Raw genomic sequence first — 22,238 nt, 5'->3', positions numbered from 1 at the left:
CGCTACACGCGTGCTCCGTTGTCGAGCGGGTCGCGGCGCGCCGTTCTCGTACCGGAGCGACGGCCGGGGGCCCGCTTCCTGGCGGGCGGCGGTGCCTTGCTGCTCCGTTCCAGGACGAGGGCGGCCGGGACGGCGGTCATCACCGAGGAGTACGTGCCGACGCAGATGCCGATGAGCAGGGCGAGCGCGAAGTCGGCGAGCGAGTCACCGCCCAGTACGGCGAGTGCGGTGAGGATGAAGAGGGCGCCCATTCCGGTGTTGAGCGTTCTCGGGACGGTCTGGATGACCGCCTGGTTGGCGACCTCGGCGACGGGCCGGCGGCGGGCCTTCGCCCACAGTTCCCGCACCCGGTCGAAGACCACCACCGAGTCGTTGACGGAGTATCCGATGACGGTGAGGAGTGCGGCCAGGAAGATGCCGTCGACGGTGCGCCCCAGCCAGGCGAAGGCGCCGACCAGGACGATGACGTCGTGGACCAGCGCCGCGACCGAGCCCACCGCGAAGGTCCAGCGGAACCTGATCGCCAGATACGCCAGCTGGACGAGGACGGCGATGCCGAGCGCGATCAGGGCGTTGCGCCGGAGTTCGTCGCCGAGGCTGGGGCCGATGAGTTCGTCGCGGACCTTGGTGGTCTTGCCGCCCTCCTCCGCGAGGGCGGCGCGCAGGGCGTGTTCGCCGTCGTTGTCGAGCTTCCCGGTCCGTACGGAGAGGTCGCCCGCGCCCGCGGTGGTGACCTCCGCGTCGCCGAAGCCCGCACCGGCCAGGGCCGTTCGGGCCTGCTCCACGTCGACGGGCCGGCTGGTCGAGTACTCGACGAGCCGGCCGCCGGTGAATTCGACTCCCAGGTTGACGCCGCGTACGAGGATGCCGAGGACGGCGACGGCGACCAGGGCCGAGGAGATCAGCAGCCAGCGGCGCGGGGACCGCATCAGCTGGGGGCCGCGGCGGGTCAGCCAGGCGCGCACCCGGCCGGGGCCGGAGATGCCGTTGACGCCCCGGTAGTCGCCGACGAACCGGGAGCCCGCGGCGATCTCGGTGAGTGCGCGGGCGATGACGAGCGCGGAGAACATGGAGGCCAGCACGCCGATGGCGAGGGTGACGCCGAAGCCCTTCACCGGTCCCGAGCCGAGGAAGAAGAGCAGTCCGGCCGCGATCAGCGTCGTCACGTTGGAGTCGGCGACAGCGCTCCAGGCGCCGCGGAATCCGGCGGTCAGCGAGGAGCGCAGCGACCGGCCCGGATGCTGGGTGTGTTCCTCCCTGGCCCGCTCGAAGACCAGCACGTTGGCGTCGACCGCCATCCCGATGGCCAGGACGAACCCGGCGAGGCCCGGCAGGGTGAGGGTGACACCGAGGGCCACCAGGGCCGCGTAGGAGATCAGTCCGTAGGCGGCGAGCGCGGCGGCGGCCAGTGCGCCGAAGAGCCGGTACACGACGGTGATGAAGAGCGCGGTGGCGGCGGCGCCGATGAGGGCGGCCCGCGCGCTGGCGTCGATGGCGGCGGCGCCGAGCGTCGGGCCGACGGTCCGCTGCTCGACGATCTCGACGGGGAGCGGCAGGGCGCCGCCCTTGATCAGCAGGGCCAGTTCGCGGGCCTCGTCCGCGCTGAAGGATCCGGTGATCTGGGTGGAGCCGGAGGGCAGGCCGGCGTTGCAGCCGACGGAGGGCGAGACCTGCGGCGAGGAGATGATCTGCTGGTCGAGGACGATGGCGACACGGCGCCGGTCGTCCTGGACCGGGTGGCAGGCGGCTTCGCCGGTCAGCCGGGTCCAGTCCCGGCCCGCCGCCTTGTGGAAGTCGAGGGAGACGGTCCAGCCGGCGCCCTGCTGGGCGTCGAACGCGGCGGTGGCGTCCTTGACCCCGGCGCCGGAGAGCCTGGCCGGGCCGAGGTCGAGGGCGCGGCCCTGTTCGTCGGGGAGCGTCGGCCCGTCGCCGGACTTCTCGCCGCCCTGCTTCCCGGACGCGCCGGGCTTGTCCTCGGTCCGCGGGCCGGACGCGCCGGGCTCTTCGTCGGTCCGTGTGCCCTGCCCCTGGACCGCGTGGAAGCTGAGCTGGGCGGTTCTGCCGATGACCTCGGCGGCCTTGCGCGGGTCCTGGACGTCCGGGAGTTCGACGATGATCCGGTCCTCGCCGGAGCGGGTCAGCGTGGGTTCGGCGACGCCGAGGGAGTCGATGCGCTGGCGGAGCACCTCCAGGGTGCGGTCGGTGCTGTCCCGGTCCGCCTTCGCGGTGTCCGAGTCCTTGGCCTGGAGCACCATTCTGGTGCCGCCCTGAAGATCGAGGCCGAGTCTGGGTGACATGGTCAGCGTGATGAGCACGGAGACGAGCAGTACGGCGGCAGCCAGAACCGCTCGCACCGTGGTGGCGCGAGTCATGGGTTTCCTCCGAGGGGGCGCCGGGCGCCCTCACCTCGGCGAGGACGGGACGGCGGTTCAGCGGGACGGGCCCGGTGGCAGGACCGGTGGCCGGTGAACGGCCGTCCACGGAGGCCCGCGTACGCCGGGGAGCGTGACGCGGGAGCGGGCGGTGGCACGAGGGGGCGCGGCGGGGGCCGGGTGGTGGGCTCGGCGGGGCGCGTGGACGCCGGGCGCGCCGGGCGGCAGGAGGAGGTCCGGGCCGGGCGGCGGGAGGTGGTGCGCGGTACGGGCCTGGTCGCTGCCGGCCCGGGGCTGGGGACGGGGTGCGGGCGGCGGCTGGGAGCGGTGGTGGTCGGTGGCCGTGGCGGTGCGGCTGCGACGGGAGTCGTGGAAGGTGCCGGTGCGGGCGGTCCGCTCGGTGTGCTGGGTGGGCTGATGGGTGCCGGGCGGGTACGCGGCGGAGGGCGGCACCCCGGCGGCCGGCCGGGCCGTGGGCACTGATCCGGCGGCTGCGGGGGCGGCGCCGACGACGGTGAGGGCGGCGAGCAGAAGGGCGGCGAGCAGCAGCCGGGCCGCCCGCGCGGTGCCGGGGTGTGCCGGGGCGCCCGGCCGTGCCCTCGGGGGCACATTCCCCGGGGGCGGCCCCGGGAGGGGGGTCACCCGGTTTCGCCGGTCGGGGCCGGTGCCGTGCCGGCCCGGCGGAGTACGGAGCTGAGGACCAGGCCGGCGCCGCGTACGACCGCGGTCGCCGGGTCGTCGGCGGGACGGACCGGGACGCCGAGGCGGACCGCGATCCTGTCGGTGATGTCGGTGCGGGCGGCGCCGCCGCCGGTCAGCAACGGGCCCTTGCGCAGGGCCCCGAGGACGGCGCCGTGCCGGTCCTGCTTCCACATCTCCGTGATCATGTCGAGCACGGTGCGGACGACGGCGGTGGGGGGCCGGGCCGGGTCGAGGTCGTCGAGCCCGGTCTCGGTCTGGCGGGCGTCGCGGATCTGCCCGTCGACGAGCACGGTCGCCTCGGTCAGCCCGGCACCGATGTCGACGACGAGCAGCGGCCCGCCGGTCCGCGGCCCGGCGCATGCGGCGGCGGCCCTGGCGCTGTCGAGGGCGATGACGGTCGTCGGCCCCAGACCGGCGATCAGTTCCGCCGCCTCGGCGCGGTGCCGGGCCCCGGCGAGGACGGGGTGGCTGACCACGATCACGGTGTCGGTGCGGTCCGTACCCAGTGCTGTGTCGGCGATACGGCCGAGCAGCCGGCCGCAGGACTCGGGGTCGACGATGCGTCCCCGCCGGACCGGGCGACCGGGCCCGGACTCCGTACCGGGGTCGTCGCGGACGTCGGTGTCGGCCAGGACACCGTGTCCGGGCACCCAGACGCGGGTGCGGGAGCTGCCGAGATCGAGGGCGAGGCCACGGGTGACGCCCCGGTGGCCCCGGCGGGCGGACGGGCCGAGGCGTCGTCCCTCGTGCAGAGAACGCATCCGTCCCTCCCCGCCCTGCTGCCGCAGCCACGCATGCCACCCATGGACCCGCTGATCGCGAGGCATGGCCGAGCCCTCACTATGCAATAGGGAGGCAAAGAAAGCCACTCCCAGGCAAAATCCAAGGGCCGGGGCCTGTTGTGTGTCACACCTCCGACGGCAGGAAGACGGCGACCAGTTCGGCGAACTCGTCCGGTGCGGCGATCCGGACGCCGAGGTCCTCGGCCTTGGTGCGCTTGGATCCGGCCTTCTCCCCGGCGACCAGGAGCGAGGTGCGCTTGGAGACGCTGGACGAGGACTTCCCGCCGGCCCGCTCGATCAGCTCGTTCATCTCGTTCCTGGAGAGCTTCTCCAGTGCGCCGGTCATGGCTCCGGTGACCACCACGGTCATCCCCTCCAGCGGCAGACCGCTACCCTCCCCGTCCCCGTCCCCGTCCCCGTCGGCGGCTTGTGTGCTCTCCTCCCCCGGCTCGGGCGGCGGCGTCGCGCCGGGCTCCGTCATGTTCACCCCGGCGGCCACCAGCTTCGCGATCAGCGGGGCCAGCTCCACCAGCTCCGCGACGACGCCGGCGGCCTTCTCCTTGCCGATGCCGTCGACCCGCTGGAGCTCCTCGGCGTCGGCCGCCCTGATCCGGTCCATGTCCGCGAAATACCGGGCGATGCGCCGTGACATGGAGCGCCCGGTACCGCGTACGCCGAGCGCGCAGAAGACCCGGGACAGCGGCTGCGTCCGGGCCGTCGCGATGGCGGCCAGGAGGTTGTCGGTGCTGGTCTCGCCCATCCGTTCCAGGCCCAGCAGTTGTTCACGGTCGAGGGTGAACAGGTCGGCGAAGTCGGCCACCAGACCCGCGTCGACGAGCTGGACGACGCGGGTCGCGCCGAGGCCCTCGATGTCGAGCTGGTCGCGGCCCGCCGCGTACGAGACGGAGGCGACGAGCCGGCAGTCGCGGCCCCGGACACAGCGCCAGCGCTGCTCGCTGGTGTCTATCTCGGAGCCGCACTGCGGGCACGCCTCGGGGAAGTCGATGGGCTTCTCGTCGCCGGTGCGCAGATGGGCGACGGGGGCCTCGATCCGGGGGATGATGTCGCCCGCCTTGTAGACCATCACCCGGTCGCCCAGGCGCAGATCGCGGCGGGTGATGTCGGCGGGGTTGTGCAGCGTGGCGTAGGTGACGATCGAGCCGTCGATCTCGACCGGCTCCAGCACGGCGCGCGGCGCGATAATCCCGGTCCGGCCCACGTTCCATTCGACGGCCAGGAGCCGGGTGACCTTCTCGACGGCCGGGAGCTTGTACGCGATGGCCCAGCGCGGCGCCCTGGTCCCGGATCCGGCCTCGCGCCGGTCGGCGGCGAGGTCGGCCTTGATCACGATGCCGTCGATGCCGAAGGGCAACGAGGCGCGCTGGGCCGCGACTTCCTCGACCCGGCTCTGCACCTCCTCGACGGTGGCGACGGTGCGCGGCGCGACGTCCGTGTCCGCCGCGGTGTGCACGCCGAGCCGGGCGGCGTAGGAGAGGACCTCGCTGTGCGGGAGTTCGGCGAGCCGGTCGGTCAGCTCGGCGGAGTCGGGCAGCGGCAGGGCGCCGTAGGCGAAGAACGTCATCTCCACCGTGTAGGCGCGGTCCTTGGCGCGCAGCGTGCCCGCCGCGCCGTTCCTCGGGTTGGCGAAGGGGGCGCCGCCGTGTTCGGTCCGTACGGCGTTGGCCTGCTCGAACTGCTCGGTGGTCATGAGGATCTCGCCGCGCATCTCGATCGTCACCGGCTCGGCGAGCTGCTCGGGCAGGCCGACCACGGTGCCGATCGCATGCGAGACGTCCTCGCCCGCGGTGCCGTCGCCCCGGGTGATCAGCTGCTCCAGGCGGCCCGCCCGGTAGCGCGCCGCGACGGCGAGCCCGTCGAGCTTCGGCTCCACGCTCCAGGCGGCGACGGGGCGGCCTATCCGGCGCTCCAGCGACGCCGTCCAGGTGACGAACTGTTCGGCTGAGAAGACGTTGTCCAGGGACAGCATCGCAACGGTGTGCGGCACGTCCCCGGTCGCGGCGCCGCCCGCCACCTTGCCCGTCGGGGAGGCGTCCAGAATCTCCTCCGGGTGCTCCTGTTCGTACGCGGCGATCCCCCGCACCAGCCGGTCGTAGGCGTCGTCGTCGAGCGTGCTCTCGCCCGTGGCGTAGTACGCGGCCGCGGCCCGCGACGCCTCTTCGACAGCGGCGGCGTAGGCGGCGGTGTCGGCGAGCACAACAGCTGAGTTCGTCATGGCCCCCATCCTGCCGCCCACCACTGACAACGGCCCTCAGCCGGCCGCCCGGACCGTTCCGTCCGGCTCGTCGGTGCCGCGTGCCGCGCCCGGTGGTGGCAGCGGAATCTGCGGGCCCGAGCACTCCCGCAGCCAGCGCCGCAGCACGTCGTGCACCTGTTCGGCGCCGACCAGCTCCGTGTCCGGGGCCACCGGCGCGGACAGCTCGGACGGCCACAGCAGGAACGGTCTGGACTGCTCGCCGCCCAGGCCGCCGTGCGAGCCGATCTGTTCCTCGAAGGCGTGCACACAGCCCGTGGCGCCGTCGTACATCGAGTTGACCATGATGTCGGCGACGTGCGGGAAGGTGTCGGTCCGCCGCACCGCCGCGGCAGCCCCGGGGCCGAACGGGGCCAGCGGCCCCTCCGCGTCCACCAGCTCCGGCACCGGGATCTCCGCCCCGCCGCGGCCCAGCACCACCGATCCGTGCCGCTCGCTGCGGACCAGCAGGAAGCCGATGCCGGGGTGGTTGGCGAGGGTGCCGAGCAGGGCGGGGTGGCTGCGGTCGAGCTGTTCGCGCGAGGCGCGTCCCGCGATGTCGGGGAAGGAGATCAGACCGAGGTTCCCGGAGGCGAGGACCACCGGGCCGGACGGTTTCGCCAGGGGCTCCGCAGCGCCCTCGCCGACCGGCCGGTGCAGGGCGATCCGTACCGCGTCACGCGCCTCCGAGCCGCTGCGGGTGTGCTGCGCCCGGCGGGACACCGGCAGCCCGCAGCCGGCCCGGACCAGGTCCTTGAGGGTCAGCCCGTACGCCCCCGCGAAGGTCTCCCCGGGGCTCTGCCCGTGGTCGGAGAGCAGCACGATCCGGTAGGTGCGCGGGGTGTGTTCGGCGACCTTGACGATCAGGGCGAGCGAGCGGTCCAGGCGGGCGAGCACCTTCTCCGCGTCGCGGCTGCCGGGTCCGGAGTGGTGCGCCACCTCGTCGTAGGCGACCAGGTCGGCGTAGACGGCGGTCCGGCCGGCGAACATGTCCCCGATGACGGCGGAGACCACCACATCGCGTTCGACGACGGTCGCGAAGGCCCGGATGAAGGGGTACAGACCGCCGCGCTTGATCCGGGGTGTGACCTTCCGCATCCGGGCCCGGGTCGACTGGCCGATCTCGCGGCAGACCTCGGCGACGAACGACAGCGCGGTGCGTACGGCGTTGGCCGGGTCGGAGAAGTACGCGAAGTACCCGGCCCGGGAGCGGCGGCCCTTGCCGAACCGGGCCGCCATGGACAGGACGAGCGCCAGCTGGTCGGCGCCGCCGCTGAAGAGGTTGCCCCGGCTGGCGCCGTCCACGGTGAGCAGTCCGCCGTCGTGGGTGCGCGCGACGGCCCTGCGCTGGAGTTCGAGGGCACTGGCGGGTCTGCTGGAGACCATGACGTCGCCGGTCTCCTTCTCGTACCAGCGGAAGGCGGGGACGTCGTGGTTGCTGCCGTGCAGGATGCCGAGCTGGCTGGCCCCGGTCTGGCTGGACCAGTCGGTGCGCCACGGGGTGAGCCGGTGCCCCTCCTTGTCGGCCAGCCACTGTGCGACGGTCGGCATCAGCCCTTCGTCGGCGGCGCGGGCGAGGACGTCGTGGCCGACGCCGTCGAGCTGGATGAAGACGGTGCCCGGCGGTCCGCTGCGGCCGCTGTCCGTGCCGGTGCGACGCCGGCGGCGGACGGCCAGCCGGGAGAGCCTGCGCCGGTAGGCGTTGTCGTCGCGGACGGCGAGCGCGGTGGAGGTGGCCGAGGCGACGGCGGACATCACGGCCGCGACGACGACGGCCGTCTCCGGGTTGGCGGCGCCGCGCCCGTCCGGGATGAGCCGCAGGGCGAGCAGCAGCAGCGAGCCGTTGAGGAAGAAGACGAGCAGCCCGAGGACCAGCGCGGGCACGATGAGCAGCGCCCGCACCACGACGGGCCAGACCAGTGCGGAGAGCAGACCGAACGCGCCGGCGCCCCAGGCGGCGGTGAACGCGATCTTGGTTATGCTGTCGCCGTCGTCCGACTGGAGCTGGAAGTCCGGCAGAATCCCGGCGAGCGCCAGCATCGTGAGCGTCGAGACCGCCCAGACCACGACCACTCGCATCAGGGCGCTGCCGGCTGCTCGCCATCGCCCGTCACTCACGCCTTTTCCACCTCACGTCCGGCCCCCGCCGTTCCGGGCCTCGGCCCCCAGCTTTTCACAGCGGGGCCGTGGACCTCCGGGGCCGGACGGTCAGCAGCCGTCGTAGCCCGCGGTCGGCATGGAGAGTCTGCGGTGCACGCTCGCCTTGGTACGGGCGTTGTACGGCGGCTCGTCCAGCCCGGCGAGCTCCAGGCGCACGCCGCGCCGCTCGCACTCCGCGGCGAACTCCGGCACCGAGGTGAGGGCCCGTGCCAGTACGCGGTCGTTGGCGGCGACGAAGACTTCGACCTCGCCGCTCTCGACGTCGGACCACAGGGCGTGGTGGTCGGGACGCAGTCCGTAGAGCCGCAGCTGCCGGGTGACGACGTAGCCCTTGTCCGCGGCCCAGCGGGCGCACATGTCCTGCTGGCCGCGGGTGTCCACGAGGAACGGGTCGTCGTCGAGCTGTTCCAGCGGTGTGAGGCTGGCGATGGCCGCCACCCGTACGTCCGTCACGTCCCCATGGCCGTTCCCCCGGTGCTAGGCGTATCGGCGACCCTACCCTCAGTCCTCCCGCGCAAAAAGGCGCGTGCCGGGACGGGAGGGGTTGGGAGGAGCGCGGGGCGCGAGCCCGGAACACCTGTGCGCCCCAGCCCTTAGGCTCGATGCCGGGGACAGGATTCGAGGAGTCCGGGAAACGAGGAGGGATCGCGTGCCGGTGGAAGTCACCTGGTGGGGTCATGCCACCTGCACGATCGAGGACTCCGGGGTCCGGGTGCTGACCGATCCGCTCTTCGTGCGGCGGATGGCGCATCTGCGGCGCCGCCGCGGGGAGCTGCCCGGTCCCGAGGCCGCGGTCGCGGACGTCGTGCTCGTCTCGCATCTGCACTCCGACCATCTGCATCTGCCGTCCCTGGCCAGGCTCGCCCCCGGCAGCAGACTGATCGTGCCGGTGGGTGCGGTGCGCGCGGTGCCGGGGCTGCGGGTGCTGCGCTCGATGCGCGGGCTGCGGATCACCGAGGTCGCCGCGGGTGACGAGGTCCGGGTCGGCGAGGTGCGGGTGCGGGTGGTTCCGGCGATGCACGACGGCAGGCGGCTGCCGATGGGCCCGCACCGCTCCCCCGCGCTCGGCTTCGTGGTCGAGGGCGAGGCGCGGACGTACTTCGCCGGGGACACCGGGCTCTTCGACTCGATGGCCGAGGCCGTCGGCCCGGTGGACGTGGCGCTGCTGCCGGTCGGCGGCTGGGGCCCGTATCTGGGCCACGGTCATCTGGACGCGGGCCGGGCGGCGCAGGCGCTGGCCCGGCTGGCACCGCGGTCGGCCGTGCCGGTGCACTACGGCACGTACTGGCCGATCGGCATGGACGGGGTCAGGCCGCACGAGTTCCACTCGCCGGGTGACGAGTTCGTCCGCAAGGCGGCGCTGCTGGCGCCCGAGGTGTCCGTGCACCGGCTGTCCCACGGCGAGCATGTGCGGCCGGAGGCCGCCGGGTGATCCATCAGGTCGTGGGGCAGCTGCCCCCGGAGTCGACGCAGCAGGCGGTCGGCTATCCGTCGCTGTTCCTGCTGGTGGCACTGGGGGCGCTGGTGCCGGTGGTGCCTACGGGCGCCCTGGTGAGTTCGGCCGCGGTGGTGGCGCTGCATCAGTCGTCGCCGTTCTCGCTGCTGATCGTCTTCGCGGTGGCCTCGGCCGCGGCGTTCCTCGGTGATGTCTGTCTGTACTGGCTCGGTCAGCGCGGGGTGCGGTCGAAGAACGGCTCGAAGTGGCTGCGGACGATCCGGGACCGGGCGGCTCCGGAGCGGCTGGCGCAGGCGCAGCGGAAGCTGGACGAGCACGGCGCCATGGTGCTGGTGCTGTCCAGGCTGGTGCCCGCCGGGCGGATTCCGGTGATGCTGGCGTGTCTGCTGGGCCGGATGCCGCTGCGGCGGTTCGCCCGTGGCGATGTGCCGGCGTGTCTGGCGTGGGCGGCGACGTACCAGTTGATCGGAATCCTGGGCGGTTCGCTCTTCCCCGAGCCGTGGCAGGGGGTGGTCGCGGCGGTGGGTCTGACGCTGCTGGTCAGCGGGGTGCCCACGGTGTGGCGCAGGACGCGGGCACGGTTCAGCCACTGATCGTGCGGGGTGCCGGTTCCAGTACCCGCGAGGCGCCGATCGGCAGGTCCCAGAGCCGGTCGCGTGGGTGTCCGGCCCGCTGCCAGGCGGTACGCAGCCGGGTCAGCGGTTCGAGTACGGGTTCCGCGGAGAGCAGGAAGGTGGCCCAGTGCATCGGCGCCATCGCCCGGGCGCCGAGGTCCTCGTACGCCTGCACGGCCTCCTCGGGGTCGGTGTGTACGTCGCCGAGCCACCAGCGCGGTTCGTACGCGCCGATCGGCAGGAGGGTCAGGTCGATCCCGGGGTACCGGCTGCCGATCTCGCCGAACCAGTGCCCGTAGCCGGTGTCCCCGGCGAAGTGGATCCGCTGCGCCCCGGGGCCGGGGGCGGTGATGATCCAGCCGCCCCAGAGGGAGTGGCAGGTGTCGGTGAGGGTCCGTTTGGACCAGTGATGGGCCGGTACGAAGTCGAAGCGGACCCCGTCGAGCTCGGCCGATTCCCACCAGTCGAGTTCGGTGACGCAGGTGAAGCCGCGACGACGGCACCAGCGGCCGAGTCCGGCGGGGACGAGGAGCGGGGTGTCCCGGGGCAGTCTGCGCAGGGTGGGGGCGTCGAGGTGGTCGTAGTGGTTGTGGCTGATGACGACGGCGTCCACGGGCGGCAGGTCCTCCCAGCGGACGCCGACCGGGGTGATCCTGGCGGGGGTCCCGAGGATGCGCCGGGACCAGACGGGGTCGGCGAGGACGGTCAGTCCGCCGGTGCGGATGATCCAGCTGGCGTGCCCGGCCCAGGTGACGGACGTGGTGCCCTCGGAGGTGACCGGCAGGGGTCCGGGGGCGTACGGGAGGCGGTCGATGCCACGCAGGCCCTCCGCGTTGGGCCGCAGGGCGCGCTCACGGGCCAGTCGGGACATGCCCATGACACCCGGGAGGGGGGCGGTGAGCCGGTCCGCGAAGCTCCTGGGCCAGCTCCGGACCTCACCGAGCGGACGCGGTGCGACGATCCGGCCGTGCGGGACGTGGTGCGGCTGCGGCTGTGCGGTCCCGGCGCGGCAGCGCCCGGTCTGTTCCGTCATCGGGAGACTCCCGTCTCGCAGTTCCTCATCGGAGTTCGTCGAGGGCCGTTGCGAAAATGCTCAGGGCCTCGGCCACATGCGGCAATTCCAGGGGCGCCACAGCGGTGAGGGACTCCAGCTGCTGCTGCGGGGTCGACCCCAGCAGCGTCCCGGTTCCCAGCCGCACCCGCAGCGCCCCCAGTTCGTCGCCGAACCGGTGCCCGCCCGGCGTCGGCGCGCCGAGACGTTCCGTCAGGTACTCCTCCAGTTCCAGCGAGTCCGTGACGCCGCGGCCCGCCAGCCGGGACCGGAGCGGGCCGAGATCCGCGTAGAGGTGCCGTCCGGCCTGCGGGGGCCTGGCCAGCGCGCCCGCCGCCAGGACCGCGCGGTGGGCCGCGGCGGCGATCCGCGCCTGGAGCGCGGCGGCCCGGCGGGCCCGGTCCGTCACGGCCTCCGGTTCGCGCAGCGCGTGGGCGGCGGCCAGGGCGACCGGCCCCGCGACGAGCGCGCCGAGCGCGGTGAGGATGTCGAGCGTACGGGCGTGGCGCACCGCCGCCCGTTCGGTGTCCGGGAACCGGGCGACCGCGACCGGCCAGGCGGACGGGGTCAGCGCGCCGGCGAGATCGCAGACGACCGTGACGTCGTCGGGGCACATCTCGGCCGGGCTGAGCAGGACCGTGTCGTACGGCCGGTGCAGGGTGTCGCGCCAGGTCTCGTCGCTGACGACGTGCAGCCCCTCGGCGATCGCCGCCTCGCAGGCCTCGCGGACCAGCTCCGGCGGGGCGACGGTGGCGGTCGGGTCGTCGACGACGGAGATCAGCAGCAGCCGGGGCCTGCCGCCCTCGGCACGGACCCTGCGCACGGTCTCCAGCAGCGCGTACGGGTCGGGCACGCCACCGCACTCGGCCGGGGTCGGCACGTGGTAGGCGGGCCTGCCGAGCAGCCGGGCCTGCGGGATCCAGGTGGCGGGGCAGGGGCGCGGCATGAGTACGTCGCCGCCGTGCGCGGCGATCAGCGCGAGCAGCAGCGGCGACGCGCCGGGGGCCGCGGCGACGCGCTCCGGGCTGCCGGGCAGCCCGCGCCGCTCCCAGTAGGCGGCCGCCGCGGTGCGCAGATGCTCGCCGCCGCCGGTCGGTTCGGGCTCGCCGCGGCCCGCCGCCGCGGCGAGCACCTCGGCCAGCTCGGGCAGCACCGGCAGCCCCGGGTCGGGGGCGGGCGGCCCGTACCGGACGGGGCCGCGGTCCTCACGCACGGAGCGCGCGCCGTCCCCGGGCCGCTCGGTCCGCTGCCGCGCCATCCGGGCCTCCTTCGCCGCCGCCCCGTCACCCTGTCGCGCCGTCTCGCACTCGGGGCCTGTCCGGCGGATCGGGGCCGGACAGACCCTGGGCCCTTTATACGAGGGTTCGGCCGGCCGCGCCCGCCGACGGAGCGGCGGGGCGCCGATGACGCGGGATCAGCCGGCGAAGGGCGTACCGGGCAGTCCGCGCCCCGCGTCCGGCAGCACCAGCAGTGAACCGGACAGCGGATGCGGGGCGGTGAGCCCGGAGCGGGCGGTGGAGATGTACAGGTCGTCGAGGTCCCGGCCGCCGAAGGCGCAGGCGGTCGGGCGCCTGACCGGCACCGGGACGATCCGGTCCAGGGCGCCGTCGGGCGTGTACCGGCGCACCGCGGCGCCGTCCCACAGGGCGACCCAGACGGCCCCTTCGGCGTCGACCGTCAGACCGTCGGGGAAGCCCGCGCCCTCCTCGACGGTGACGAACGGGCGCCGGTCGACGGCGTGTTCCCCGTCGAAGTCGAAGACGTCGATCCGGCGCGTCGGTGTGTCGATGAAGTACATCAGCGACCCGGCCGGGCTCCAGCCGATGCCGTTGCCGCACGCCACGACGGGCAGCACCGCGGTCACCGCGCCGTCGGCCGCGACGCGGACGAGGCCGCCGCCGTCCGGGGCGCCGTCGTAGCGCATGCTGCCCGCCCACAGGGCCCCGTCCGGCGCGACCGCCGCGTCGTTGCCGCGCCGGCCCGGCACCGGGTCGCGGACCAGCCAGCGGAAGGCGCCGTCGGCGTCGTACAGGCCGATGCCGTCGCGCAGATTGACCACGAGTCCGCCGCCGGCGCGCGGTTTGGCGGCACCGACGTGCTGTTCGGCGGCCATCACCGTCCGGCGGCCGCTCAGCGGGTCGTAAGTGTGTACGCGCGCGGAGACGATGTCGACCCAGATCAGCCGGCCGGTGGCCGGATCCCAGGTCGGGCCCTCGCCGAGCTCGGCCTGCTCGTGCACGGCCACGTCCAGGTGTGGGGTGTTCACTTCTTGCCTCTCGTGGTGTCCGGGCCGGTCCGGGGAGCGCGCGAGGACACCTCCCGCACGGCCCCGTTCCGGGGCGCGCCGACGGCACTCCGGACGATGACCGGAATATCGAACACAGGGTAATCGTGTGGCTTTTGACCCGGCAATGCCGACCGCCCCGGCCGGCCTCAGGCCTGCCGGCCGAGGAGCGCGAGCAGTCGGGTCTGCGGGTCGGCGTCCGGTGCGGTCTCCACGGGGGCGTCGAACAGGCCGCTCCGCGAGAGGTCCTTCGCGTACGGTCCGACCTCACGGCGGGTGAAGTCGACCAGCCGGGCGGGCAGCCGCTCGTCGGCGCCGACCGCCCGCGACAGGTCCCAGGCGTGCACCACGGCGTCGGCCACCATCTGCGCGCAGTAGGCGTCGGTGGCGGTGTCCCCGTACGAGAGGTTCACCGTCCCCTCCAGCGCGCCCGGCGTCTCGAACGCCCCGCGCGCTCCGGCGGCCGCCCGGTCCCACGCGGCCACGGGGTCCTCGCCCAGCACATCGCCCGCGAAGGCGTCGCCGACCTCGGCGACGGTGCGGCCCCCGGTGACGAGCGGCGGCACCCAGAGCTGTTCCGCGGTGAGATGGGCGACCAGGTCACGGACGGTCCACTCGGTACACGGGGTGGCTGCGGACCACTGGTCCTCGCGCACCGCGTGCACCCGGTCGGTGAAGAGCCGGAGCACCTCGCCGTGGCGTTCGAGGATTTCGCTGACGGAAGCAGATGCCATGCGTCCACTCTCCCCGGCCCGGAGCCGGGGCGCGAGTGCACGTTGCCCATATATCAAGACGTCCATCTCAAAATGCGGCGCCGCGGCGTACGGTGAGCGTACCGATCACCGCTTCGCGGCTCGCGTTTCCGGCACGCCGCGGAACACTTGCGGCCGCGTTCCGAGAAAGGATCCACGGCCATGCCGAAGGAGACCGCCGTCTACACCCACGGCCACCACGAGTCGGTGCTGCGCTCGCACCGCTGGCGCACCGCCGCCAACTCCGCGGCCTATCTGATCGACGAGCTCCGCCCCGGCCTGACCGTGCTGGACGTGGGCTGCGGTCCGGGCACCATCACCGCGGACCTGGCCGCGCTGGTGGCTCCCGGCCGGGTGACCGCCGTCGACACCACGGAGGAGATCCTGTCCCCGGCGGCCGCGGTCGCGGCCGAACGCGGCCTGGACAACGTCGAGTTCATCACCGCGGATGTGCACGCCCTGGACTTCCCCGACGACTCCTTCGACGTCGTCCACGCCCACCAGGTGCTCCAGCACGTGGGCGATCCGGTGCAGGCGCTGCGCGAGATGCGACGCGTCTGCCGCCCCGGCGGCGTCGTCGCGGCCCGCGACAGCGACTACGCGGCGATGGCCTGGTACCCGCAGGTGCCCGGCCTGGACCACTGGCTGGACCTGTACCGCCGGGTCGCCCGGGCCAACGGCGGCGAGCCGGACGCGGGCCGGCGGCTGCTTTCCTGGGCCCGCCCGGCCGGTTTCACCGACATCACCCCGACCGCCGCCACCTGGTGTTTCGCCACCCCGGAGAGCAGGGCCTGGTGGAGCGGCATGTGGGCGGACCGCACGGTCGGTTCGGCGTACGCGAGGATGGCCGTCGACGGCGGCCGTGCGAGCGCCGGGGAACTGGCGGAAATCGCCGCCGCATGGCGCGAGTGGGGCGCGGCGGACGACGCCTGGTTCATGGTGCCGCACGGCGAGGTGCTCTGCCGGGCCTGAGGGACGCCGCCCCGCCGCCGAATCGATCACCGGCCCATGTGCCGCCAACTACCCTTGTACGCATGGACATTCTGGGAACCACACTGCGTATCTGCGTCGACGACCTGGAGGCCGCGGTGGCCTTCTACGAGGACCTCACGGGCAGTTCGGCGCTCCGTTTCGAGCGCGGTGGGGTCTCGGTCGCCGCGATCAGCTGCTTTCTCCTGATGAGCGGCCCGGAGTCGGAGCTGGAGATCCTGCGCAAGGTGACGGCGACGATCGCGGTCAAGGACGTCGACGACGCGCACGCCTCCCTCAGCCGGGTCGGTGCCCGGATCATCGCGGGTCCGGTGCCGACGCCGGTCGGCCGCAATCTGATCGCGGTGCACCCGGACGGCTCGGTCTTCGAGTACGTCGACCGGGTGCCGTCCGGCCGGTGAGGACCGGACGGCACCGGTGCGGCCTCGTCAACACCCGGGGCGCATCCGGAAGTTGTACCGGCCGGGCAGCGGATCGTCCGTGATCCCGGCCCATACCTCGTCCAGGATCTGCGCGCCCTCACGCAGATCCTCGACCTCGAAGCCCTCGTCGAAGACGGCGCGGGCGGCGGCGCGGTCGTCCTCGGCGATCAGCAGCCGGGCCTCCAGCAGACGGAACCGGCCGCGCTGCCGGATCGCCGGGGGCAGGGCGGTCCAGACGGACCGGGCCGCCGCGGGGCGCCCGGCCGTCAGCAGCGCCCCCAGCGCCTCCCGGCCCAGCGCCGCCGCGGCCGCCGTCCAGGCCTCGTCCTCGTCGCGGCGCTCCGCGCACAGGTCGTCGAACGCCTCGCCGTAGAGATCCGCGGCCCGGTCCCGCTGCCGGCCCTCCTCGGCGGCGACGGCGAGGCACCGCAGCAGCGGCCAGCGGGACGGCGCGAGCACCAGTCCGCGCTCCCAGCTGCGGACCGCCTGGGCACGGTCGCCGGCATGCCACTGGGCGATGCCCAGGTGGTATTCGGTGAGGGGTTCGGCGGGGGCCGTCTCCAGCATGTCGCGCCAGTGCGGGGAGACCAGGGAGGGTCCGGGCGGGACCGCCCGGCGCGGCTCGGGGAAGGTGCCCTGGTCCAGCAACTCCAGCCAGGGCTGCTGCTGTTCACCGAGGGTGGAGTCGGCGAACGGGGTGCCGGGAAGCTCGTACTTGCCCCGCCTGACCTCCAGCGCACCCCAGCCCGATCCGGTGGCGAGCGACTCTCCGGGTTCTGCGTCGGCGAAGGGGCGCCAGGCGGCGTGGGCGGCCTCGACATCGGCCCGCGGCAGCGCCTCGGCAAGCCGCAGCTCGGTCTCGGCGCGGGCCGCCGCCCAGTCCTCGCCGTGCACGGCGAGCGGGTCCGCGGACAGTGGCCCGTACGACTCCAGCCAGCTGAACTCGGCACCCGGTCCGAGGGGAACGTGCTCCAGCTGGGTGCGGGCGAGCCCGGCCTGGATCTCGGCGTATCCGACGGTGCCGGGCTCGGTCAGCCACTCCTGCCAGCGCCGCCCGCCCGCGCCGCTGCCCCAGAGGAACAGCTTCCGGCCGCGCAGCAGATCGGTCGACGTCTGGACGAGCCCGTGGCCGTCCTCGTCGAGCGAGGCTATCCAGCGGCGGGCGCCGTCGGGCACCTCGTAGAAGTAGTCGGCGGGGAATTCGCCGCGCAGCGGATACGTCCGGTCGACGGAACCGGACACCGGGACCGGAACCCGGGTCAGGGTTCGTTCGTACCCGAAGTGCCAGGCCTCGTCGGCGGGGGCGAGGACGCGGGTTCGTTCGCCTTCGGGGACGGCGATGTTGGACCACCAGTACACCGGTGCGGTGTGTTCGTGCGGATTGCGGATCCGCACGCCGACGTGCAGGAAGTCGGAGTCCTCCGGCAGCCACAGGTCCACCTGGAACGGCAGGTCGCGCAGCCGCTCCCACTCCCAGAGGCGGACCATCTCGCCGCCGTCGGGCGCGGGGACCCGGGCCGCGTGGAGCGGGGCGCAGGACAGTGCGGTGTGGCCCGTGGCGCCGATGTTCCATTCGATGCCGCCGGAGAACCAGGCGCCGTTGAGCGCGAAGTCGGCGGGCTGCAGAACGGGGTTGCGGTAGAGGAGTTCCCGGTCGGTCGGCTTGTGGTGGAGGGAGTGGACGCGGCCACCGAGACCGGGCAGCACGGTGGCCCGCAGCCGGTCGTTCTCGATGACGATCGCGTCGAGTGCGGTGGCGGTGCGCTCGCGCCCGTAGCCGTCGAGGATGCGCGCCGGCAGCACGGTGGACAGTGGTTCAAAGCCGATCTGGCGTGCCATGTCACGTGGCAGTGCGGCCCGGTCGCGTTCGTCGACCGCATGCGTCTCGTCGAGCGGCCGCAGCGCGGGCAGCGGATTCTCCGGGCCCAGCGGCCCGGCGGGCAGAGTCAGTACGGTACGTCGCACGGTCGTGGCCAAGGCAACCTCGCTCCCTCGCGCGGGCCGCCACAGGTCCGGGCGCCCCCCGATGACCATGGAACACGCTCGACAACGCCCTGGCCAGGGGGGGCGCCTCAGACTTCAGCAAAGACCCACCGGGGACGGTCCCCGGGACCCGGCCCCGGTAATTCGGGTGCGTCCCGGCCACACGGCCGTAACCTTGGCCCCCGACGGGGATCACTCGACGGGGATCAGTGGCGGCGGCCGATGCGCCCTGCCCGAACGGAACGCGGAGCCGGACACGATGAGCACCCAGCACACCTACCGAGTAATCGTGCGCGGCACCTGGGACGGTCTGACGGACGAGGCCCGTGCCCGGCTGCTGTCCGAGGTGGACGATCACGGCCTGAGTGCGATGCAGTTCACCGAGGAGGGCTCGCTCACGTACGACCGCGGGCTCAAGCACTTCAGCTTCCGGTACGTGGTCGTCTGCGACGCGGAGGACGGCGAGGAGATGGCGGCCGCGATCGCCGAGGACCGGGCCGAGACCCACCTCGACGGGCGCGCGTACGGGCATGGCGCGCTGCGGTCCACGGTGACGGACATGGACACCATGAAAATCAACTACAAGGGGCGGCGCGGCTAGCTCCTCTCGTTTGGATCAGGCCGGGGTCACGGGGTCTGGCCCGATCCGAACGAAGGACCCCGGGACCTGACCTCCGCGCGGGCGGGCTGCCATGCTGCGCGTGAGTGGTTCCCGAGTCGCTCGGGTGACCGACGGGGCTCACCGGCAGCCACACGCGTGCGCCGACGTGGGCGAAGGGGTGGTCGTGAGCACCGCGGAAGCCGTCGTCGTGGTCGTGCTGTGTGTGGTCGTCACGCCGACCGGGTCGGGGCGGGCCAGGTGGAGGTGGTGATCTCGTTCACCGGCGATGACGGGGAGTCGGCGGTCGTGAGTGGCTTCCTGCGGCCCGAGGAGATCGCCACCGGCCGGGTACCGTCGCCCGTTCACCGGACGGGAGTTGGATGCTGTGACCCACGTGCGTACTGAGATGAGCGCGCACCGGGCGGACACGGGGGACCGGACGCGTTCATGCTGGCCGCGCACCCGCGCCGGGTCCGGCAGATGCGTATCCGGCGCCGGACCACTCCCCCACCGGCCAAGCTCACCGTCGCGGCCCGCCCGGCGCGACGGCCGAGGAGGCGACTGTCGAGTCGGTCACCGTCACCGTCACCGGAGCGCACGACGGAGACTGGTGGGCCGTCACCGTCACCGTCCGTACCGGGGACGGCAGGTCGCTCACCGATTCCCGGCTCCGGCTGCCGGAGGAACTCGGACAGTTCGAGCCGGCCGGCGGGTGTCCGTCGTACGCGCCCGGAGTGCCCGTCCCACCGAGGTGGCGACCTGCTCGATCCTGCCCCGCACCCCTTGAGCCCGCCGGGGCGGTGAGGCGGACCCGCGGCCGGGCCGGACCCCCGTGGCGCCGGTGCGGCGTCCGGCCCGGAGCCGGTCGTCCGGCAGCACTGCGCCCCGCCGGACGACCGGCGGGGCGCAGTGCCGGGGCCGGGCCCCGGAGTTCGTGGGCTACTGGCCCGCGGCCTTCTTCCGGCGGAGGAAGAACACGGCGCCGCCGCCGATCACGACGAGGGCCGCCGCGACACCGGCGATCATCGGCGTGGCGGAGGAACCGCCGGTCTCGGCGAGGTCACCGTCGCCGGTGGAGGATCCGGTGGCCGAGCCGGTCGAACCACCGGTGGCCGGGCTCTCGGACGCGACCGGGGAGGGCGACTCGGACGGGGCCGTGGTCGGCTTGGTGCCCGGGGTCGCCGTCTTGCAGTCGAGGACGCCCTTGAAGTTCTTCTCGAAGCCGTTCGGGCCGGTGACGGTGAAGTCGTAGGCCGCGTCCTCGGCGACGGGGACGGTCACCGCCTTGGTCCCACCGGCGGGAACGGTGTACTTCGTGCCCTTGAGGTCGAAGGTCCAGTCGTCGTCGCCCTCGTTGGTGGCGAGGACGCTCACGCCGCCCTTCACGCAGTCGTTGGCGACCGAGACGGCCGGGACCGCGCCTTTCTTCGCCCATGCGGCGGTGGCCTTGGCGGTGACCGACGAACGGCTGGAGCCCGCCAGGATCAGCGTCTGGCTGGGGCCGTCGGTGCTGACGAAGGCCCGCCCGAGCGGCACCTCGGTGCCGGCCTGGGCGATCAGGTCGGTGGAGCCGTCGGCGGTGCCGGCGGGCACGTCCAGGAAGACCTGGGCGCCGTCGCCCGCGGACTCGACCGGCTTGCCGTCCTTGTCGACGATCCGGGAGCCGGCCGGGGCACCGGGGGCCAGGGAGAGCTTGGCGGCCGACGAGTTCGTGCCGATGGTGATCGGTCCGAGCTTGTCACCGGACTTGCCCGCGACGGACGACGGGGAGAGGCTGAGCGACGCCTCGGGCTCCTGCAGGGCTTCCGCCTTGTCGAGGAGGTACTCGGTGAGCAGCTTGGCGTCGGCATCGGCCGGGGTGGCCGTGACCTTGTCCGAGAAGTGCCAGATCGCTGCCTGCGTCGCCGCGGCGGCGTCGCCCTTGTCGAGCCCCTTGGCCCCCACCTTGCCGGCCAGGTCGTTCACGCCGACCTTCGGGTAGGAGTTCTCCAGGATCCAGAGGATCCTGCCCGCGTCGGCGTTGTTGTGCAGCGACGACTCGCCCCAGCCGACTTCCTTGTAGTCGTAGCCCTGCTTCGCCCCGGTCCGCAGGTCGATGCAGTACGTCGAGAGCGTGCCGCCGTCGTGGACGCGCATCTCGAAGAGCCCGGCGCGGCCGACGGACCAGCGGCTGCCGTCCGCCTCCTTGATGTCGACCTGGCCGGAGTCGGTGATGCCACCGAGCTTCGCCGTGGCTCCGCCCGTACCCCGGACGTTCTCGTCCGCTGCCGCGGAACCGGCCGTGGCTATCGCGCCTGTCACGACCAGACCCGACGCCAGGGTCGTGGCGGCCAGGCGGGCAACGCGCCGCCGGAAGTCAGAAATCATGAAATTCCCCTCTAGGGCAGGCAACTCCGCGTGGTCGATGCATGCGGAGTTGCCTGCGGAAGACTCAAAGGGCATGTGGACACCCCGAGTACACGAGATCCTAGAGACGGAAATCCTGCCGCTTCCGGGCCATATGGCTCAGATAAGGATTCCGAGTTGGAATCATGATCAAGAGGGAGGTGGAGCACGGAACATGACAGAGTCACATGGTCCTGTCCCTGCGCTCCCCTTCCCCTCCCCCTTCTGCTGTGGTCCTGCGGGTCTCAGGCGCGTTTGAAGAACTCGACCTCCCCGACCGCGATCGGCCGCCCCTCGCCCCGACCGGCCGCGGCCTTCAGCACCAGCTGGACGGAAACGACGTCGCTGATCCCTGTCCGTACCGTCTGCCGGCCCGGCTTGTCGGTGAGCGTGACCGACTTCTTCCGGACCTCGCCGTCCTGCGTGGTGATGACCAGTTCGGCCTCGGTGGGCCTGGCCCCCTGCCGGAATTCCTCGGGCTTCGTCGACACGCCGGTGTACACCACGACGCCGACCAGCCGGAACGGCTTGTCGAAGACGCACGTCAGCGACGAGCCGAGGGTGGGTGCGCCCCAGTACCTGTTGGTCAGCCCGTCGATGGCGGCGGATGCCGGGTGGCCGGCGGCGTGGGCGCTCGCGGTGGCCCCGGCCGGGCTGATCTCCGCCGTGCCGCCGAGTTTGTCCCGTACGTCCTCGAAGACATAGCGCCCGGCGGGTACGAGCAGGAAGCCCGCGAACAGCAGCCCGACGACCACCAGCGCCAGCACGGTCCGCCGCAGCGCCCGGCCCGATCCGTTCCGCACCCGGCGGCGGAACGGCCACACCGTGCGCCACCAGGGCAGCGGTGCGGGCTGCTCCCGGGTCTGCAGCGGTGCTGCGCAGCGGCGGCAGAACTTGCGTCCCGGCAGGTTCGGGGTGCCGCATGACGGGCACGGCGGCCCCTCGGGCTCCTCGTCGGCCGCCGCGGCCCGCACGACGGGCCGCCGGGCGATCGGCTGAGCCGGCTGCACCGCGCCCACCGGCTCGTCCGCAGCAGGTGAATCCGGCCGTACGGGGGCCGGTTGCGCCGGCCGTTCCGGGCGTACGGGGGCGGGTTGCGGCGGTCGCGCGGGCGGCCTGGGTGCCGGTGCGGGCGGCTGGGGTGGTCGCGTGGGCGGCGGCGGTGCCGGTACGGGAGGGGCGGACGGGGCGAGCGGTGGCCCGGCAGGGGCCGGTGCCGGTGCCGGTGCCGGTGCCGGTGCCGGTGGCTCGGGGCGTACGGAGGGCGGGGCACCGGCCGAGGGCGGCGCGGGCTCCGGGGCGGGACCGGCCGTGGGCATGGATGGAGTACCGGTCGCGGGCACGGGCGGAGGGGCAGCCATGGGCACAGGCGGAGTACCGGTCGCGGGCACGGGCGGAGTACCGGCCGTGGGCACAGGCGGAGTACCGGTCGC

Annotated in this window: 18 protein-coding genes; 5 read left to right on the top strand and 13 right to left on the bottom strand. The window is 73.6% G+C overall.

Features of this window, described 5'->3' with window-relative positions:
* Positions 1-2 precede the first annotated feature (2 nt).
* The 6 genes from secD to ABZ622_RS19790 form a co-directional block, all read right to left on the bottom strand.
* The gene (gene secD / locus ABZ622_RS19815) at positions 3-2,372 is read right to left on the bottom strand and encodes a protein translocase subunit SecD (RefSeq protein ID WP_360544790.1); all 2,370 of its coding nucleotides are present in this window, start codon (positions 2,370-2,372) and stop codon (positions 3-5) included.
* A gap of 57 nt (positions 2,373-2,429) precedes the next feature.
* Complete coding sequence (locus ABZ622_RS19810) at positions 2,430-2,981, bottom strand: hypothetical protein (RefSeq protein WP_360544788.1); 552 nt, start codon at positions 2,979-2,981, stop codon at positions 2,430-2,432.
* A gap of 29 nt (positions 2,982-3,010) precedes the next feature.
* The gene (locus ABZ622_RS19805) at positions 3,011-3,835 is read right to left on the bottom strand and encodes a rod shape-determining protein (RefSeq protein WP_360544786.1); all 825 of its coding nucleotides are present in this window, start codon (positions 3,833-3,835) and stop codon (positions 3,011-3,013) included.
* Positions 3,836-3,980: 145 nt separating this feature from the next.
* Positions 3,981-6,098 (bottom strand): NAD-dependent DNA ligase LigA, encoded by a 2,118-nt coding sequence (gene ligA, locus ABZ622_RS19800; RefSeq protein ID WP_360544784.1) that lies wholly within the window; start codon positions 6,096-6,098, stop codon positions 3,981-3,983.
* Between the two features lie 27 nt (positions 6,099-6,125).
* Positions 6,126-8,225 (bottom strand): phage holin family protein, encoded by a 2,100-nt coding sequence (locus ABZ622_RS19795; RefSeq protein WP_360544782.1) that lies wholly within the window; start codon positions 8,223-8,225, stop codon positions 6,126-6,128.
* Between the two features lie 90 nt (positions 8,226-8,315).
* Complete coding sequence (locus ABZ622_RS19790; protein ID WP_360544780.1) at positions 8,316-8,720, bottom strand: hypothetical protein; 405 nt, start codon at positions 8,718-8,720, stop codon at positions 8,316-8,318.
* Between the two features lie 196 nt (positions 8,721-8,916).
* On the opposite strand from ABZ622_RS19790, the gene ABZ622_RS19785 reads away from it, so the two are divergent.
* On the top strand, positions 8,917-9,699 hold the full coding sequence (locus tag ABZ622_RS19785; protein ID WP_360544778.1) for an MBL fold metallo-hydrolase: 783 nt from the start codon (positions 8,917-8,919) through the stop codon (positions 9,697-9,699).
* Positions 9,696-10,316 carry a VTT domain-containing protein gene (locus ABZ622_RS19780; RefSeq protein WP_360544776.1) on the top strand — a complete coding sequence of 207 codons (621 nt, stop codon included), beginning with the start codon at positions 9,696-9,698 and terminating at the stop codon, positions 10,314-10,316. The genes ABZ622_RS19785 and ABZ622_RS19780 overlap by 4 nt, the downstream gene beginning before the upstream one ends.
* On the opposite strand, the gene ABZ622_RS19775 is transcribed toward ABZ622_RS19780, so the two are convergent.
* The 4 genes from ABZ622_RS19775 to ABZ622_RS19760 form a co-directional block, all read right to left on the bottom strand.
* Positions 10,306-11,370 (bottom strand): MBL fold metallo-hydrolase, encoded by a 1,065-nt coding sequence (locus ABZ622_RS19775; protein ID WP_360544774.1) that lies wholly within the window; start codon positions 11,368-11,370, stop codon positions 10,306-10,308. The two genes, ABZ622_RS19780 and ABZ622_RS19775, sit on opposite strands and share 11 nt — an antisense overlap.
* 25 nt (positions 11,371-11,395) lie before the next feature.
* A complete protein-coding gene (locus tag ABZ622_RS19770) occupies positions 11,396-12,646 on the bottom strand; it encodes an aminotransferase class I/II-fold pyridoxal phosphate-dependent enzyme (RefSeq protein ID WP_360544772.1) in 1,251 nt (416 codons plus the stop codon).
* 156 nt (positions 12,647-12,802) lie between these two features.
* Positions 12,803-13,654, bottom strand: a complete 852-nt coding sequence (locus ABZ622_RS19765) for an SMP-30/gluconolactonase/LRE family protein (RefSeq protein ID WP_360544770.1) — start codon at positions 13,652-13,654, stop codon at positions 12,803-12,805.
* A 167-nt stretch (positions 13,655-13,821) separates the two neighbouring features.
* Positions 13,822-14,406, bottom strand: a complete 585-nt coding sequence (locus ABZ622_RS19760) for a TIGR03086 family metal-binding protein (RefSeq protein WP_360544768.1) — start codon at positions 14,404-14,406, stop codon at positions 13,822-13,824.
* 180 nt (positions 14,407-14,586) lie between these two features.
* Here ABZ622_RS19760 and ABZ622_RS19755 point away from each other — a divergent pair, with 180 nt between their 5' ends.
* Positions 14,587-15,396, top strand: a complete 810-nt coding sequence (locus ABZ622_RS19755; RefSeq protein ID WP_360544766.1) for a methyltransferase domain-containing protein — start codon at positions 14,587-14,589, stop codon at positions 15,394-15,396.
* 62 nt (positions 15,397-15,458) lie between these two features.
* Complete coding sequence (locus ABZ622_RS19750) at positions 15,459-15,815, top strand: VOC family protein (RefSeq protein ID WP_259929438.1); 357 nt, start codon at positions 15,459-15,461, stop codon at positions 15,813-15,815.
* Positions 15,816-15,842: 27 nt separating this feature from the next.
* On the opposite strand, the gene ABZ622_RS19745 is transcribed toward ABZ622_RS19750, so the two are convergent.
* Positions 15,843-17,813: a DUF5107 domain-containing protein gene (locus tag ABZ622_RS19745; RefSeq protein ID WP_360544764.1), complete on the bottom strand. Its 1,971-nt coding sequence runs from the start codon at positions 17,811-17,813 to the stop codon at positions 15,843-15,845.
* Positions 17,814-18,078: 265 nt separating this feature from the next.
* Between ABZ622_RS19745 and ABZ622_RS19740 the strand changes: the two genes are divergently transcribed.
* A complete protein-coding gene (locus ABZ622_RS19740) occupies positions 18,079-18,420 on the top strand; it encodes a DUF6204 family protein (RefSeq protein WP_360544762.1) in 342 nt (113 codons plus the stop codon).
* A gap of 939 nt (positions 18,421-19,359) precedes the next feature.
* On the opposite strand, the gene ABZ622_RS19735 is transcribed toward ABZ622_RS19740, so the two are convergent.
* The gene (locus tag ABZ622_RS19735; RefSeq protein WP_360544760.1) at positions 19,360-20,787 is read right to left on the bottom strand and encodes an LAETG motif-containing sortase-dependent surface protein; all 1,428 of its coding nucleotides are present in this window, start codon (positions 20,785-20,787) and stop codon (positions 19,360-19,362) included.
* 263 nt (positions 20,788-21,050) lie between these two features.
* The gene (locus ABZ622_RS19730; protein WP_360544894.1) at positions 21,051-21,824 is read right to left on the bottom strand and encodes a zinc ribbon domain-containing protein; all 774 of its coding nucleotides are present in this window, start codon (positions 21,822-21,824) and stop codon (positions 21,051-21,053) included.
* Positions 21,825-22,238 lie beyond the last annotated feature (414 nt).

Source organism: Streptomyces sp. NPDC007164, from assembly GCF_040634135.1.
GTDB classification, from domain to species: Bacteria; Actinomycetota; Actinomycetes; order Streptomycetales; family Streptomycetaceae; genus Streptomyces; species Streptomyces sanglieri.
Note: the sequence above shows the minus strand (reverse complement) of the source record. Positions and strands in the feature narration are given on the sequence as shown.